This is a genomic window from Streptomyces sp. W1SF4, assembly GCF_003950035.1.
Lineage (GTDB): Bacteria > Actinomycetota > Actinomycetes > Streptomycetales > Streptomycetaceae > Streptomyces > Streptomyces racemochromogenes.
In genome coordinates, this window is the sequence record NZ_CP034350.1 from 5323622 (window position 1) to 5339802 (window position 16181).

Sequence of the window (16181 nt, forward strand, 5' to 3'; positions counted from 1 at the left end):
CTTACGCGATCTCCCGCCCCGCCTTAGGCCGCCCCAGGCCGTCTCAGGCCCCCCGGACCCCGGCCTAAGGACCCCGGCACCGCGGAGATGCGGCATGAGCCCCATGTGCCGCACCCCTCTGGGACGCGAATCTTGGATCACACCGAACGAGGTGCCCGAGAGAGCAACCAGGGAGAACGAGATGTTCGAGTACGAGATCGCCACCGCCCGCCGCGCCGACCTCATCCGCGAGGCCGACCGGTACCGGGCCGTCCGGGAGGCCAAGAAGGCCGCCCGCACCTCTCGGAGCCAGGAATCCGAGAGGACGGTGAGTCGCCACCGCGGCCTCTTCACCCGCGCCGCGTAACCCGCGTCGCGGACCACGGGAGCCGAGGCGAGATGACGAGCGCAGCGATAACGACTGCCGCCGGACCGGACCTGTGTGCGATGCTCGGCGGCGTGGAGACCAGATCTGTCAGCCCGGTGTTCGTCGGCCGAGCCGACGAACTGGCCGCCCTCGTCGACGCCTTGGGGCGCGCCGCCGCCCAGGAGCCGCAGGCCCTGCTCATCGGCGGAGAAGCCGGAGTCGGCAAGACCCGCCTGACCGAGGAGTTCCTCACGGAGGCCGCCCGCCGCGGCGCCGTGGTGGCCGTCGGAGGCTGCGTGGAGATCGGGGCGGAGGGACTTCCCTTCGCCCCCTTCTCCACTGCCCTGCGCACCCTGCTGCGCCTGCTCCCCGGCGAACTGGCCGAAGCCGCCGCCGGCCAGGAGGACGAACTCGCCCGCATCCTCCCCGAACTCGGCGAGACCCCCCGCGGCCCCCACGACGAGGAGAGCACGGCCCGGCTCTTCGAACTGACCGCCAGGATGCTGGAACGCCTCGCCGCCGACCGCACCGTCGTGCTCGTGCTGGAGGACCTCCACTGGGCGGACACCTCCACCCGCCACCTGCTCGCCTACCTCTTCCGCACCCTCGCCCGCGGCCGGCTCGTCCTCGTCGCGACCTACCGCGCCGACGACATCCACCGCCGCCACCCGCTGCGCCCGCTGCTCGCCGAACTCGACCGGCTCCGCACCGTCCACCGCATCGAACTGTCCCGCTTCAACCGGGCCGAGGTGCGCCGCCAGCTCGCCGGGATCCTCGCCTCGCAGCCGGAGGAGAGCTTCGTCGACTCCGTCTTCGACCGCTCCGACGGCAACGCCTTCTTCGTCGAGGAACTCGTCGCCTGCCGGGAGAGCGGCTGCCGCACCGGCCTCACCGAATCCCTGCGCGACCTCCTGCTCGTCCGCGTCGAGGTACTGCCCGACGCCGCCCAGCGCGTGGTGCGCATCGTCGCCGAAGGCGGCTCCACCGTCGAGTACGGCCTGCTGCGCGCCGTCGTCAGGCTCGGCGAGGACGAACTCATCGAAGCCCTGCGTGCCGCGGTCGGCGCCAACATCCTCCTCGCCACCACCGACGGCGACGGCTACCGCTTCCGCCACTCGCTGGTCCGCGAGGCCGTCAGCGACGACCTGCTGCCCGGCGAGCGCGCCCGCGTCAACCGCCGCTACGCCGAGGCCGTGGAGGACGACGAATCCCTGGTCCGCGCCGAGGAACGGCTCATCCGGCTGGCCAACTACTGGTACGCGGCCAACGACCCCGCCAAGGCCCTGCCCGCCGTCCTCGCCGCCTCCGTCACCGCCCGCCGCCGGCACGCCTACTCCGAGCAGCTCAGCCTGCTGGAACGGGCCATGGACCTGTGGGACAGCACCCCCGACGAGGTCCGCTCCGCCCTGCGCCCCGCCGACTACACCGAGGTCTACCCGCCCTGCGGCTGCGACCCCGCCACCACCCCGCTCCAGCGCCTCGACCTGCTCGCCGAGGCCACCGTCGCCGCCCGCTTCGGCGGCGAACGCGAACGCGCCCTGAAACTCACCAAACTCGCCCTGCGCACCCTCGACGAAGACGGCGAAGACCCGCTGCGCGCCGCCTGGTTCTGGACCGAGCGCTCCCGGCTCGTCGCCAACCTCGGCCGGGGCGACGGCTGGCACGAGATAGCCACCGCCCAGGAACTGGTCAAGGGGCTGCCCCCGTCCCAGGTACACGCCGACGTCCTCGTCCGGGCCGCGGGCTGGGGCATGCTCCACAACCCCGGCCCCGGCAACCTCGCCGCCGCCGAACGGGCCGTGGAGTACGCCCGCATGATCGGAGCCGAGGAGACCGAGCTCAACGCCCGGATCACCTACGGCTGTCTGCTCACCGATGCCGGCGACGGCACCACCGGCCTCGCCGAACTGCACGCGGTCAAGGACCGCGCCACCGAACTCGGACTCACCGTGGTCGCGGGTCGCGCTCACGTCAACATCACCTCTCAACTCGAAGCCATGGGCCGGTCCCGCGAAGCCGTGGAACTGGCCGAACAAGGGGTCGAACTCGTCAGCAGGTCCCGGCTCCTGGACACCGAGGCCTGGGTCTGCGGGAACATGGCGGAGAGCCTGTACAGCCTCGGCCGCTGGGACGAGGCCGCCGAGGCCGCCCGCCGCACCCTGCGCGTCGGCCAGAGCGCGGCCCCGCGCGGCTCCGCCTCCGCCCGCCTGGCCTACCTCGCCCTGGCCCGCGGCGAACTCACCGAGGCCGCCCAGCAGCTTGCCGCCGCCCACGCCCACTTCGGCACCCACGACCGCCAGCCCCAGCACCGGCTCCCGCTCTACCGGCTGGCCATCGGCCTGGCCGACGGCGAGGGCCGCATCGCCGACGTCCGCGCCGAGACCGCCGACGCCGTGGCCCACGGCTTCCCGCTCGGCCAGCACCGCTACGCCTGGCCACTGCTGCTGGCCTCCGCCTCCGCCGAAGCGGACGCCCGGGGCCTGCCCGTGGCCGACGCCGGACGGGACGCCGCCCTGGAGGTGCTGCGCACCGCCGCCCGGACCCTGGCCACCCCGGTCCCCGTCTGGGTCGCGCACGCCGAGTACCTGCGGGCCGAACTGCTCCGCGCCGAGGCCCGGGACACCGTCGCCGACTGGACAGCGGTCGAGGCAGCCGTACGCCCCCTCCAGCGCCCGTACCTGCTCGCCCGCGCCCGCCACCGGCTCGCCGAGGCGCTGCTCGTCTCGGGAGGGGACCGCGAGACCGCCGCCGACCTGCTCCGCGACGCCCACGCCGCCGCCGACCGGCTCGGCTCCCGGCGGCTCCGGGAGGACCTGGCCCTGCTCGCCCAGCGCGCCCGGCTCCCGCTCACCGCCGAGGAGGCCCACCCGGCCGCGCCGGTCCCGGACACCGACCCCATCGAGGCCCTGGGCCTGACCAGCCGCGAACGGGACGTCCTGCGGCTCGTCGCGGCCGGCAGCACCAACCGCCGGATCGCGGAGGAGCTCTTCATCTCCCCGAAGACGGCCAGCGTGCACGTCTCCAACATCCTGGCCAAGCTGGGAGTCGCGAGCCGGGGCGAGGCCGCGGCCCTCGCCCACCGGCTGCACCTCTTCCGCGCGCCGCTCGCCCCGGCGGCGGCGTCCCCCGCGGCCCCGGGAGGCCGTTCCTAGGGTTCCTCGCCCCCGTCGGCTCCGCCCGGCTCAGACGCCCCGCCAAGCTCCGGGGCCCCGCCCGGCTCGGGGGTGTCGGCCGGGCGTATGAGCACCTTGCCGGAGTCCAGGTCTATGGGACCCCGTCCCGGGTCGGCGTCAGCGACGTCGGTCCGGGACAGCTCCAGCCGCTTCTTCTCGTCGTGCGCGTGCTTGCGTCCCGGGTTGAAGAGTTCTTCGATCATGTTGAACACCGCGCTCGCCCTGCCTTCCGCCCCCTCCGGAGCCGCTCAGGTCACCGCACCGTCAGTCTCAGGATCCTGTCGTCGCCGGGCTCCGGCGACCCGCGCCCGTCCGTCTCGCTCGTGACCAGCAGCAACTGGTCCCCGTCGAGGGGCACCACCGTGCGCAGCCGGCCGTACTTCCCCTGGAGGAACGCCTCCGGCTCCGCCGCGGCGGCGGCACCCTTCAGCGGGATCCGCCACAGCCGCTCGCCCTTCAGCCCGGCCATCCAGATCGAGCCCTCCGCCCAGGCGATCCCGCTCGGCGAGGCCTCGTCCGTCTTCCACACCGCCACCGGATCACGCAGTCCCGCCTTCCCGGCCTTCCCCTCCGCCTCCGGCCAGCCGTAGTTGCCCCCCGGCTCGACGAGGTTCAGCTCGTCCCAGGTGCGCTGGCCGAACTCGGAAGCCCAGAGCCGTTTGTCCTCGTCCCAGGCGAGCCCCTGCACATTGCGGTGCCCGAAGGAGTAGACGACCGAACCGGCCTCCGGATTGCCCGGTGCCGGCCGCCCGTCCGGCGTCATCCGCAGGATCTTCCCGCCCAGCGACTTCCTGTCCTGTGCCAGCCCCGTGTTCCCGGTCTCTCCCGTCCCGGCGTAGAGCATCCGGTCGGGGCCGAAGGCGATCCGGCCGCCGTTGTGGATGAGCCCCTTGGGGATCCCCCGCAACACCGTGTCGGGCGCGCCCAGTTGCTGACCCGCCGGTCTCTGCTCGTCGTACCGCATCCGGGCGATCCGGTTGTCGGACTCGGTCGTGAAGTACGCGTAGACCATCCGGTCCGAGGCGAAGTCCGGGGACAGCGCGAGCCCCAGCAGGCCGCCCTCCCCGCCCGGGGCCACCCCGGGCACCTTGCCGATCTCGGTCACCGCGCCCGTGTCCGTCCGCACCCGGCTGACCTTGCCCTGGTCGCGGGAGGCGACCAGCAGGTCCCCGCCGGGCAGCGGGGCCACACCCCAGGGAGACTCCAGGCCCTTGGCGACCTCGCCCGACACCGTCACCGACCCCTTCGCGGGCGGCCCCGACGCGTCCGCCGGCCCCGACGCCCCCGGGGACGCCGCTGTGGCCGGCGGCGAACCCGGTGGGGAACCGCCCGGCCCGGCCCGCTCACCCCCCGGCGCGGAACAGCCCGCCGCCAGCAGGGCTCCGCATCCGGCCAGCGCGAGCCAGGCCGGCACGCCCCGGCGCCGCGCGCGGCCTTCCCCGTACCCTGGCGCCCCGGCTCCCCGCAGCGCCCCGCCCCTGTGGAACTGCCCGTACCGCATCGTCCCGCTCCCCTCCGGTCGTCCGTCCCCTGCCCGGTGTCCTCCAGTCCTGCCCTTCACTCCACTCAACAGACCCGACCGGTCCCGAAGTTCCACCCCTCGTACACCCGATCGAGTGGACCTGGGAAACCGGAACGGAAGGGGAAAGGTCCATGGGGGGCAAGGGCAAGGGCAAGGGCAAGGGCAAGCCGGGACCTAGTCCCAGGCTCCCACCGCCGCCGGCAGCGCCGCTATCTCGGCCAGCTCCGCCCCCGTGAGCCGCACCTCCGCCGCCCCGGCGTTCTCCGCCGCCCACCGCGCCCGCTCCGCGCCCGGCACCGGCACCACGTGCGGCCCCTGCGCCAGCACCCAGGCCAGCGCCACCTGCGCCGCCGTGACCTCCGGCCCGTGCCGCCGGGCCACCCGCCGCAGCCCCGCCACCAGCACCTGGTTGGAAGCCATCGCGTGCGCCGTGAACCGGGGGTGCCGCGCCCGTACGTCCGCCTCCTCGAAACCCTGCCCCGGCGTCAGCGTCCCGGTCAGGAACCCGCTGCCCAGCGGCATCGCCGCCAGCATCCCCACCCCCCGCGCCGCACACCACGGCAGCAGCTGCCACGCCGCCTCCGGCGACCACACCGACAGCTCCGCCTGCACCGCCGTCACCGGGAACACCTGCTGGACGCGCTCCAGCTGCCGCAGCGTCGTCCGGTAGCCCCGGTCCCCGCGCCGCCCCGCCCCCGGCCCGGCGCCCGCGCCCAGCGCGCAGAACCCCAGCGCCCGCACCTTCCCCGCCTGCACCAGCTCCGCCATGGCGCCCCAGGTCTCCTCCACCGGCACCTCCGGATCCACCCGGTGCAGCTGGTACAGGTCTATGACGTCGGTCCGCAGCCGCCGCAGCGACGCGTCGCACGCCCGCCGCACGTACCCCGGCCGCCCGTCGGCCACCACGTGCCCCTCGCCCGCCCGCAGCCCCACCTTGGCGGAGACGAAGGCCTCGGCCCGCCGCTCCCGCAGCACCCGGCCCAGCACCAGCTCGTTGGTGTAGGGCCCGTACAGATCGGCCGTGTCCAGCAGGTTCGCCCCGCGGTCCAGCGCCGTGTGCAGGGTCCGCAGCGATTCCTCGCCCCGCCGCCGCGAAGGCGCGTAGGCCCAGCTCATCGGCATGCATCCGAGTCCTATGGCGCCCACCGTCAGCGGTCCCGACCCGATCGACCTGCGCTCCACCCCTGCGTCCCCCTTCCGGCCCGCTCCCGGTCCGGCCCTCAAACTAACGGCTTGATCCAATTCCCTTCGCATAGCCTCGGGATCATGACTGCGACGACCGGGGACGTCTGGCTCCCCTTCCCGCCCGGAGAGATCGACGGCCTCCCCGGCTCCTTCCGCTACCGCCAGTGGGACGGCGAGGACACCTTTCCCGCCGACCCGGCCGACTGCGTCTTCTACGTCACCCCCTACATGAAGTCCCAGGAGGTGACCCTGCGCCCGCTCGCCCGGATGCCCGCCCTGCGGGTGGTGCAGACCCTCACCGCCGGCATCGACCACGTCCTGCCCGGCCTCGGCGACCTCCGCCCGGGCGTACGGCTGTGCAACGCCCGCGGCGTCCACGAGGCCAGCACCGCCGAGCTCGCCCTCACCCTCGTCCTCGCCTCCCTGCGCGGCATCCCCGGCATGGTGCGCGGCCAGGACCGCGAGGAGTGGCGCGGCGGCTTCTACGACGCCCTCGCCGACCGGTCCGTCCTGATCGTCGGCTACGGGGCGATCGGCGCGGCCGTCGAGGACCGGCTCGTCCCCTTCGAGTGCGGGCCGGTCACCCGCGTCGCGCGCTCGGCCCGCACCGCCCCGCACGGGCCCGTCCACGCCCTCGCCGACCTCCCGGGCCTCCTCCCGGACGCGGACGTCGTCGTCCTCACCACCCCGCTGACCGAGGACACCCAAGGGCTCGTCGACGGGGCCTTCCTCGGGCGCATGAAGGACGGGGCCCTCCTCGTGAACGTCTCGCGCGGGCCCGTCGTGGACACCGAGGCCCTGCTGGCGGAACTGGAGTCCGGCCGGCTGCGCGCCGCCCTCGACGTCACCGACCCCGAGCCGCTGCCCGCCGGACACCCCCTCTGGCACGCCCCGAACCTCCTGATCACCCCTCACGTCGGCGGCAGCAGCTCGGCGTTCGAGCCCAGGGCGAAGCGGCTCCTGGCCCGCCAGCTCACCCGGTTCGCCGCGGGCGAGGAGGTCCGCAACACCGTCCTGATCAAGGACTGAGACCGGCGCGTCGCGGCACTTCCGGCCCAGGCGTCACTACGCTGGGCGACGAAGCGTGCGCGACCGGTGGCCAGGACCCCCCTCTTGGTGACGGAGCGTAGAGCAGCTATGTCGCTGAGTGACGAAAGTGGTGTATCGTCCGGAACAAGGGGCTGCGCCACGTACGTCTGGCGCTGGGGAGTGATCGGACACTTTGGGGGGCGACGGGCGATGCACGGCCAATGGACGAAGGATCCGCTGCGGCAGGGCCGCCGGAGGCGACGCAGCCGGGACTGGAGCGCGTCCGAACCGGCCGGCGAGGGGCACCGGTGAGCGCCCCGGGGGCGGCGCTGCTGACCCGGCCGCCGGTCACCGGCGGAGGCGGCCGGGGCCTCGCGGCGCAACTCCTCCTCGCACTGGTCAGCGGCGGCTACGCGGTCGGAGCCGCCCTCGGCTGGGGATCGGACGAACTCGCCAAGATCATGGGCGACTTCGGCCTCAGCGCCGCCGGATTACTGGCCGCCGTCTCCTGTTACCACTACGCCCGCGCGATCGACCGGCGCGAACGTCCCGCCTGGCTGATGTTCGCCTTCTCCTCGCTCATGGGCGGCCTGGGGAACGCGGTCTGGGGCTGGTACGAGGTGGTCCTCGGCCAGAACGTCCCCGAGCCCTCGCTCGCCGACTTCGCCTTCCTCTGCTTCGCGCCGCCCGCCATCGTGGGCCTGCTCGTCCTGGCCAAACGCCCGGTCACCCGGGCCGGCTGGGTCTGCCTCGGCCTCGACTCCTGGCTCATCGGCGGCTCGCTGCTGACCCTCTCCTGGAGCCTGGCCCTCGCCAACGCCGCCCGCACCGCCCAGTCGGGCGCCCCCGGCAGCGTGCCGCGCGCCGCGCTCTCGCTCGCGTACCCGCTCCTGGACATCGCGCTCGTCTCCATGGTCCTGGTGCTGCACTTCCGGCGCTCGGCCAACAACCGCTCGGCGGTGAACACGGCGATCGCCGCCCTCGCCCTGACCGTCCTGAGCGACGCCCTGTTCACCTCGCCGCTGCTCAACACCACCTACAGCTCCGGGGAGATCCTCGACGCCGGCTGGTTCGCGGGCTCGCTGCTGCTCGCCTACGCCCCCTGGGGCGCCCGCCGGCCCGAGCCCGCGCCCCGGCCGGCCCCGCCGGGCCCGGACCGCCCGCACAGCCGCCCCATCACCGGCTCGCTGCCCGCGCTCACCCCGTACCTCGCGGCCGCGGTGTGCACCCTCGGCATCCTCTACAACGTCGTGGACGGCCGGAAGGTGGACCGGATGGTGGTCTTCACCGGCTGCACCGTCGTCCTCGCCCTCGTCATCCGGCAGGGCATCATGCTCCTCGACAACATCGCGCTCACCCAGGAACTGGCCCAGAAGGAGAACCACTTCCGCTCCCTGGTCCAGGGCTCCAGCGACGTCATCATGATCGCCGCGCCCACCGGGACCCTGCGCTACGTCAGCCCCGCCGCCGCCGGGGTCTACGGCCGCGACGCGGAGGAACTGGTCGGCACCGAGCTCGCCGCCCTGATCCACCCCGACGACCTCGGCCGGGTGGTCCACGAGGTACGCCGCTTCCTGGCCGCACCGCCCGCCGAGGAGCCCACCACCCGCATCGAGTGCCGCTTCGAGTCGGGCGGCGGCGAGTGGCTCAACGTGGAGTCCACCGTCAACCGCCACCAGGGCGGGCTCATCCTCAACAGCCGCGACGTCACCGAGCGGGTCCGCCTCCAGGCGCAGCTCCAGCACAGTGCCGAACACGACCCGCTGACCGACCTGCCCAACCGGGCCCTGTTCACCCGCCGCGTCCGCCAGGCCCTCACCGGCCGCCGGGCCGGCGACCACAGCACCGCCGTCCTCTTCATCGACCTCGACGGCTTCAAGGCCGTCAACGACACCATCGGCCACCAGGCCGGCGACGAGCTCCTCGTCGAGGCCGCCCGCCGCCTCCAGGACGCCGTCCGGGCCGGGGACACCGCCGCCCGCCTCGGCGGCGACGAGTTCGCCGCGCTGATCCTCGGCGACGGCAGCCGCGACCGCAGCGCCCGCGAGTGCCAGGTCCACGACATCGCCGACCGGCTGCGCGCCACCCTCTCCCAGCCGTACCGCATCGCCGGGAGCGAGGTCCGGGTGGCCGCCAGCATCGGCGTCGCCTTCGCCGACCCCGGCCTCACCCCTTCGGACCTGATGCGCAACGCGGACCTCGCGATGTACCGCGCGAAGGCGGGCGGCAAGGACCGGGTCGAGCTGTACGCGCCCCAGATGCAGGCCGAGGTCGTCCGCAAGGCGGAGCTGGCCGGCCGGCTGCGCACCGCGCTGCACGAGGGCGAGTTCGCCCTGCTGCACCAGCCCGTGGTCTGCCTGGCCACCGGCGAGGTCACCGCCGTCGCCGCGCAGGCCCGCTGGCGCTCCGCCCAGGGGATCCTCTTCACGCCGTCCGAGTTCCTCCGGGTGGCCGAGCACAGCGAGGGCGGGCCGGCCGCCGGGCCGGACGGCTCACGCACCGCCGAACTGGGCCGTTGGCTGCTGGAGGAGGCCGTCGAGGAGGCCGCCGAGCGGCACCGGGCCGGGCACGACGTACCAGTGGCCGTCCGGATGACCGCCCAGCGGCTGCTGGACCGCTCCGCGCCCGGCAGCAGCGTCGAGGCCCTGCTGACCCGCCACGGGCTGCCCTCCGGGTCCCTCGTGCTCGAACTGGCCGCCTCCGACCCCAGGGTGCCCTTCGACGAGCTGGAGCGCCGTCTGACGGCCCTGCACCGGCTCGGGGTCCGGATCGCCCTGGACGGCTTCGGCAGCGGCTACGCGGCCATCAGCGCCCTGCGCAAGCTCCCGGTGGACCTGTTGAAGCTGGACCGGGGCCTGGTCGAAGGGGTGGTCGAATCGGCCAGACTGCACAAGATCACGGCCGGATTGTTGCGGATCGCAAACGACCTGGGCATGCAGTCCCTGGCCGACGGCGTGGACCTCCCCGAGCAGGTGCTGGCGCTGCGGGCGATGGGGTGCACCCACGGCCAGGGAGCGGCGTTCTCCGGACCGCTTGACGAATACAGGCTGCGGCGCGCGCTCGTGCGAGGTACGTTCCCAGTACCGGGCGGTACGGCCCAGCCGGCCTTGGCCGGCGGCTCGTCCGGTGGCTCGATGGTCATCCGTAGAGGCTCAAATAATGAGACGCCCGTCCCACCCGCTTGACATCGACCTCCCGCCGGAGGGAGGGTCAGTGCCATGCGCACCCGAATTCTCGTACTTGGAAAGCGCGTCGGCTGAAGCTGGGGCCTGCATGTCCCCGCTCGACACCACCGACGCGCTCCCCTCGCTTGCCACCCGGCACGAGGGGTTTTTTGTTGCACTGGCACACGCGTCCGGCCCAGGTCCGGACCACCCCCCGCTCCTCGTAAAACCCTCAGCTTCGAGAAGAGAATGCCGATGACCGAGCAGGCCTCCGGGGCCCACCATCCGCAGCCGCGGCCCCGTACGGGTGGGCACCACCAGCCCACCGCAGTTGAGCACGTCACGGGCGCGCAGTCCCTCATCCGCTCTCTCGAAGAGGTGGGGTGCGACACCGTCTTCGGTATCCCGGGCGGCTGCATCCTCCCGGCCTACGACCCGATGATGGACAGCAAGAAGGTCCGTCACATCCTGGTCCGCCACGAGCAGGGGGCCGGCCACGCCGCCACCGGCTACGCCCAGGCCACCGGCAAGGTCGGCGTGTGCATGGCCACTTCCGGCCCGGGCGCCACCAACCTGGTCACCCCGATCGCCGACGCGCACATGGACTCGGTCCCGCTCGTCGCGATCACCGGCCAGGTCTCCTCCAAGGCGATCGGCACCGACGCCTTCCAGGAGGCGGACATCGTCGGCATCACGATGCCGATCACCAAGCACAACTTCCTGGTCACCAGGGCCCAGGACATCGCGAAGACCATCGCCGAGGCCTTCCACATCGCCTCCACCGGCCGCCCCGGCCCGGTCCTCGTCGACATCGCCAAGGACGCCCTCCAGGCGAAGACCACCTTCTCGTGGCCGCCCAGCCAGGACCTGCCCGGTTACCGTCCGGTCACCAAGCCGCACGCCAAGCAGATCCGCGAGGCCGCCAAGATGATCGCCGCCGCCAAGCGGCCGGTCCTCTACGTCGGCGGCGGCGTCATGAAGGCCGGCGCCACCGCCGAGCTGAAGGTCCTCGCCGAGCTCACCGGCGTCCCGGTCGTCACCACCCTGATGGCCCTGGGCTCCATCCCGGACACCCACCCGCAGAACGTCGGCATGCCGGGCATGCACGGTGCCGTCACCGCCGTGACCGCGCTCCAGAAGTCGGACCTGCTGATCGCGCTCGGCACCCGCTTCGACGACCGCGTCACCGGGAAGCTGGACAGCTTCGCCCCCTTCGCCAAGGTCATCCACGCGGACATCGACCCCGCCGAGATCGGCAAGAACCGCGCCGTCGACGTCCCGATCGTCGGTGACGCCCGCGAGGTCATCGCCGACCTGATCCAGGCCGTCCAGGCGGAGAGCAACGAGGGCAACACCGGCGACTACACCGCCTGGTGGAAGGACCTCAACCGCTGGCGCGAGACCTACCCGCTGGGCTACGACCTGCCCGAGGACGGCAGCCTCTCGCCGCAGCAGGTCATCGAGCGGATCGGCCAGCTGGCACCCCAGGGCACCATCTACGCGGCCGGCGTCGGCCAGCACCAGATGTGGGCCTCGCACTTCGTCAACTACGAGGAGCCCCGCACCTGGCTGAACTCCGGCGGCGCCGGAACCATGGGCTACGCGGTCCCCGCCGCGATGGGCGCCAAGGTCGGCATGCCGGACCGCACCGTCTGGGCGATCGACGGCGACGGCTGTTTCCAGATGACCAACCAGGAACTGGCCACCTGCGCGCTGAACAACATCCCGATCAAGGTCGCGATCATCAACAACGGCGCGCTGGGCATGGTCCGCCAGTGGCAGACCCTGTTCTACAACCAGCGGTACTCGAACACGGTCCTGCACGCGGACGACACCGGCCACGACACCGTGGGCTCCCAGCTCGGCGAGTCCGCCTCCCCCCGCATGGGCACCCGCGTCCCGGACTTCGTCAAGCTGTCCGAGGCCATGGGCTGCGTCGCGCTGCGCTGCGAGGACCCGGCGGACCTGGACAAGGTCATCGCCGAGGCGAACGCGATCAACGACCGTCCGGTCGTGATCGACTTCATCGTCCACGAGGACGCCATGGTGTGGCCGATGGTCGCCGCGGGCACCTCCAACGACGAGGTCATGGCAGCCCGGGGCGTCCGCCCCGACTTCGGCGACAACGAAGACGACTGAGCCGAGAGAGCCTGAGAGAGAGAACGCCTCACATGTCCAAGCACACGCTCTCCGTCCTGGTCGAGAACACGCCCGGCATCCTCGCCCGGATCGCCGCCCTGTTCTCCCGCCGCGGGTTCAACATCGACTCCCTCGCGGTCGGCGTCACCGAGCACCCCGACATCTCCCGCATCACCATCGTCGTGAACGTCGAGGACCTCCCGCTGGAGCAGGTGACCAAGCAGCTCAACAAGCTGGTCAACGTGCTCAAGATCGTCGAGCTGGAGCCGTCCAACGCCATCGAGCGCGAACTCGTCCTGGTGAAGGTCCGCGCCGACAACGAGACCCGCTCGCAGATCGTCGAGATCGTCCAGCTGTTCCGCGCCAAGACCGTCGACGTCTCCCCGGAGGCCGTCACCATCGAGGCCACCGGCGGGGCCGACAAGCTCGGCGCCATGCTCAAGATGCTGGAGCCCTTCGGCATCAAGGAACTCGTGCAGTCCGGCACCATCGCCATAGGGCGTGGCGGCCGGTCCATCACGGACCGCAGCCTGCGCTCGCTCGAACGCAGCGCCTGAGCCCCACGGCGTCCGGGCCGGCCGCGCCGGTCCCGGACCCGGCGGCTGACACGCGGCCCGCATAGCGAGACCGAGAAACTCTTATTCCGTTCCCCGCCGTACGGTGGGAGCAACACCAGCGCACCAAGGAGATATCCCAGTGGCCGAGCTGTTCTACGAGAACGACGCCGACCTGTCCATCATCCAGGGCCGCAAGGTCGCGGTCATCGGTTACGGCAGCCAGGGCCACGCCCACGCGCTGTCGCTCCGTGACTCCGGCGTCGACGTCGTCGTCGGCCTCAAGGAGGGCTCCAGCTCCAAGGCCAAGGCCGAGGAGCAGGGCCTGAAGGTCCTCCCGGTCGCCGAGGCCGCCGAGTGGGCGAACGTCATCATGATCCTGACCCCGGACCCGCTCCAGGCCGAGATCTACGAGGCGTCCATCAAGGACCACCTGCAGGAGGGCGACGCGCTCTTCTTCGGCCACGGCTTCAACGTCCGCTACGGCTTCATCAAGCCCCCGGCCAACGTGGACGTCGCCCTGGTCGCCCCGAAGGGCCCGGGCCACCTGGTCCGCCGCCAGTACGAGGAGGGCCGCGGCGTTCCGTGCATCGCCGCCGTCGAGCAGGACTTCTCGGGCAGCGCCTTCGCCCTGGCCCTGTCGTACGCGGCCGGCATCGGCGGCACCCGCGCCGGCGTCATCAAGACCACCTTCACCGAGGAGACCGAGACCGACCTGTTCGGTGAGCAGGCCGTCCTCTGCGGTGGCGCCTCCGCCCTGGTCAAGGCCGGCTTCGAGACCCTGACCGAGGCCGGCTACCAGCCGGAGATCGCCTACTTCGAGTGCCTGCACGAGCTGAAGCTCATCGTCGACCTCATGTACGAGGGCGGCCTGGAGAAGATGCGCTGGTCGGTCTCCGAGACCGCCGAGTGGGGCGACTACATCACCGGCCCGCGCGTCATCACCGACGCCACCAAGGCCGAGATGAAGAAGGTCCTGGAGGAGATCCAGAGCGGCAAGTTCGCCGAGGAGTGGATGGCCGAGTACAAGGCCGGTCTGCCGAAGTACAACGAGTACAAGAAGGCCGACTCCGAGCACCTGCTGGAGACCACCGGCAAGAAGCTGCGCAAGCTGATGAGCTGGGTCGACAGCGACGAGAGCTGATCTCGTGAACGGCGGGGCCGGGACGGTGAGTCCCGGCCCCGCCGTTCACCCGCTCCCCTCCGGCGCCGGCCGGAGATCACCGGAATGTAGCCGCCTGATAGGACGGATTGTCCACCCCGGCCAATCCCGGACGGGTGATCCTTCCGTACAGGCGGAAACCCGCACCCGATCCGCCACTACACTGCTCAACACAACGCGTCAGGCCCACAGTGTCGTGCGTCTTCCACGCGGCTACCCCCTCCACCGCCTGCGGCCGTCGGGACGGCCGTCCGCACTGGACTTGTGAGGACCCACGTGAGCTCGAAACCTGTCGTACTCATCGCCGAAGAGCTGTCGCCCGCCACGGTGGACGCGCTCGGTCCGGACTTCGAGATCCGGCACGTCAACGGCGCCGACCGCGCCGAACTGCTCCCCGCGATCGTCGACGTGGACGCGATCCTCGTCCGCTCCGCCACCAAGGTGGACGCCGAGGCCATCGCCGCGGCCAAGAAGCTGAAGGTCGTCGCCCGCGCCGGTGTCGGCCTCGACAACGTCGACGTCTCCGCCGCCACCAAGGCCGGCGTGATGGTCGTGAACGCCCCGACCTCCAACATCGTCACCGCCGCCGAGCTCGCCTGCGGCCTGCTCGTCGCCACCGCGCGCAACATCCCGCAGGCCAACACCGCCCTGAAGAACGGCGAGTGGAAGCGGAACAAGTACACGGGCGTCGAGCTCAGCGAGAAGACCCTCGGCGTCGTCGGCCTCGGCCGCATCGGCGTCCTGGTCGCCCAGCGCATGTCGGCCTTCGGCATGAAGATCGTCGCGTACGACCCCTACGTGCAGCCGGCGCGCGCCGCCCAGATGGGCGTCAAGATGCTGACGCTGGACGAGCTGCTCGAGGTCGCCGACTTCATCACCGTGCACCTCCCCAAGACCCCCGAGACCCTCGGTCTCATCGGCGACGAGGCCCTGCGCAAGGTCAAGCCGTCCGTCCGCGTCGTCAACGCCGCGCGCGGCGGGATCGTGGACGAGGCCGCGCTGTACTCGGCCATCAAGGAGGGCCGCGTCGCCGGCGCCGGCCTCGACGTGTACGCGAAGGAGCCCTGCACGGACTCCCCGCTCTTCGAGCTCGACCAGGTCGTCTGCACCCCGCACCTCGGCGCGTCCACGGACGAGGCCCAGGAGAAGGCCGGCATCGCGGTCGCCAAGTCGGTGCGCCTCGCCCTCGCCGGCGAGCTCGTGCCGGACGCCGTCAACGTCCAGGGCGGCGTCATCGCCGAGGACGTGCGCCCCGGTCTGCCGCTCGCCGAGAAGCTCGGCCGCATCTTCACCGCCCTCGCGGGCGAGGTCGCGGTCCGCCTCGACGTCGAGGTCTGCGGCGAGATCACCCAGCACGACGTCAAGGTGCTGGAGCTCTCCGCCCTCAAGGGCGTCTTCGAGGACGTCGTCGACGAGACGGTCTCCTACGTCAACGCCCCGCTGTTCGCGCAGGAGCGCGGCGTCGAGGTCCGCCTGACCACCAGCTCGGAGTCCCCGGACCACCGCAACGTGGTGACCGTCCGCGGCACCCTGTCGGACGGTCAGGAGGTGTCGGTCTCCGGCACCCTGGCGGGTCCGAAGCACCTCCAGAAGATCGTGGGCGTGGGCGAGTACGACGTGGACCTGGCCCTGGCCGACCACATGATCGTGCTGCGCTACACCGACCGCCCGGGCGTGGTCGGCAAGGTCGGCCAGCTGCTCGGCGAAGCCGGCCTGAACATCGCGGGCATGCAGGTCGCCCGTGCCGAGGAGGGCGGCGAGGCGCTCGTCGTCCTCACGGTCGACGCGGAGGTCCCGGTGGACGTCCTGGCGGCCATCTCCGAGGAGATCGGCGCCGCCTCGGCCCGTACGGTCAACCTCGGCTGACCGGCGCGCACATGTGAAAGGGCCCGGGGTCGCCGACCCCG

11 protein-coding genes are annotated in these 16181 nt (G+C 72.4%); 8 read left to right on the forward strand and 3 right to left on the reverse strand.

The window, feature by feature from the left end:
• The first annotated feature begins 151 nt into the window (after window positions 1–151).
• Complete coding sequence (locus tag D1J60_RS24965) at window positions 152–346, forward strand: hypothetical protein (protein WP_125601272.1); 195 nt, start codon at window positions 152–154, stop codon at window positions 344–346.
• A gap of 80 nt (window positions 347–426) precedes the next feature.
• A complete protein-coding gene (locus D1J60_RS24970) occupies window positions 427–3498 on the forward strand; it encodes a helix-turn-helix transcriptional regulator (protein WP_125824176.1) in 3072 nt (1023 codons plus the stop codon).
• Here the strand turns inward: D1J60_RS24970 and D1J60_RS24975 are convergent.
• The 3 genes from D1J60_RS24975 to D1J60_RS24985 all read right to left on the reverse strand — a co-directional run bounded on the left by D1J60_RS24975 (window position 3495) and on the right by D1J60_RS24985 (window position 6223).
• On the reverse strand, window positions 3495–3731 hold the full coding sequence (locus tag D1J60_RS24975) for a DUF6191 domain-containing protein (protein ID WP_125822597.1): 237 nt from the start codon (window positions 3729–3731) through the stop codon (window positions 3495–3497). The genes D1J60_RS24970 and D1J60_RS24975 overlap by 4 nt on opposite strands.
• Before the next feature lie 41 nt (window positions 3732–3772).
• The gene (locus tag D1J60_RS24980) at window positions 3773–5020 is read right to left on the reverse strand and encodes a PQQ-dependent sugar dehydrogenase (protein ID WP_125822598.1); all 1248 of its coding nucleotides are present in this window, start codon (window positions 5018–5020) and stop codon (window positions 3773–3775) included.
• Window positions 5021–5215: 195 nt separating this feature from the next.
• Window positions 5216–6223, reverse strand: a complete 1008-nt coding sequence (locus D1J60_RS24985; protein ID WP_125822599.1) for an aldo/keto reductase — start codon at window positions 6221–6223, stop codon at window positions 5216–5218.
• A gap of 84 nt (window positions 6224–6307) precedes the next feature.
• Here D1J60_RS24985 and D1J60_RS24990 point away from each other — a divergent pair, with 84 nt between their 5' ends.
• From D1J60_RS24990 to serA, 6 genes are all read left to right on the forward strand, one after another.
• Window positions 6308–7255 carry a 2-hydroxyacid dehydrogenase gene (locus tag D1J60_RS24990; protein ID WP_125822600.1) on the forward strand — a complete coding sequence of 316 codons (948 nt, stop codon included), beginning with the start codon at window positions 6308–6310 and terminating at the stop codon, window positions 7253–7255.
• A 308-nt stretch (window positions 7256–7563) separates the two neighbouring features.
• On the forward strand, window positions 7564–10440 hold the full coding sequence (locus D1J60_RS24995; protein WP_241253390.1) for an EAL domain-containing protein: 2877 nt from the start codon (window positions 7564–7566) through the stop codon (window positions 10438–10440).
• Window positions 10441–10668: 228 nt separating this feature from the next.
• Window positions 10669–12558 (forward strand): acetolactate synthase large subunit, encoded by a 1890-nt coding sequence (locus D1J60_RS25000; RefSeq protein ID WP_125596690.1) that lies wholly within the window; start codon window positions 10669–10671, stop codon window positions 12556–12558.
• A 32-nt stretch (window positions 12559–12590) separates the two neighbouring features.
• A complete protein-coding gene (ilvN, locus tag D1J60_RS25005; protein ID WP_007266740.1) occupies window positions 12591–13115 on the forward strand; it encodes an acetolactate synthase small subunit in 525 nt (174 codons plus the stop codon).
• A 139-nt stretch (window positions 13116–13254) separates the two neighbouring features.
• Window positions 13255–14256: a ketol-acid reductoisomerase gene (gene ilvC / locus D1J60_RS25010; protein WP_125596693.1), complete on the forward strand. Its 1002-nt coding sequence runs from the start codon at window positions 13255–13257 to the stop codon at window positions 14254–14256.
• Between the two features lie 294 nt (window positions 14257–14550).
• Entirely contained in the window at window positions 14551–16140 is a 1590-nt protein-coding gene (gene serA / locus D1J60_RS25015; protein ID WP_125596696.1) for a phosphoglycerate dehydrogenase, read from the forward strand.
• Window positions 16141–16181 lie beyond the last annotated feature (41 nt).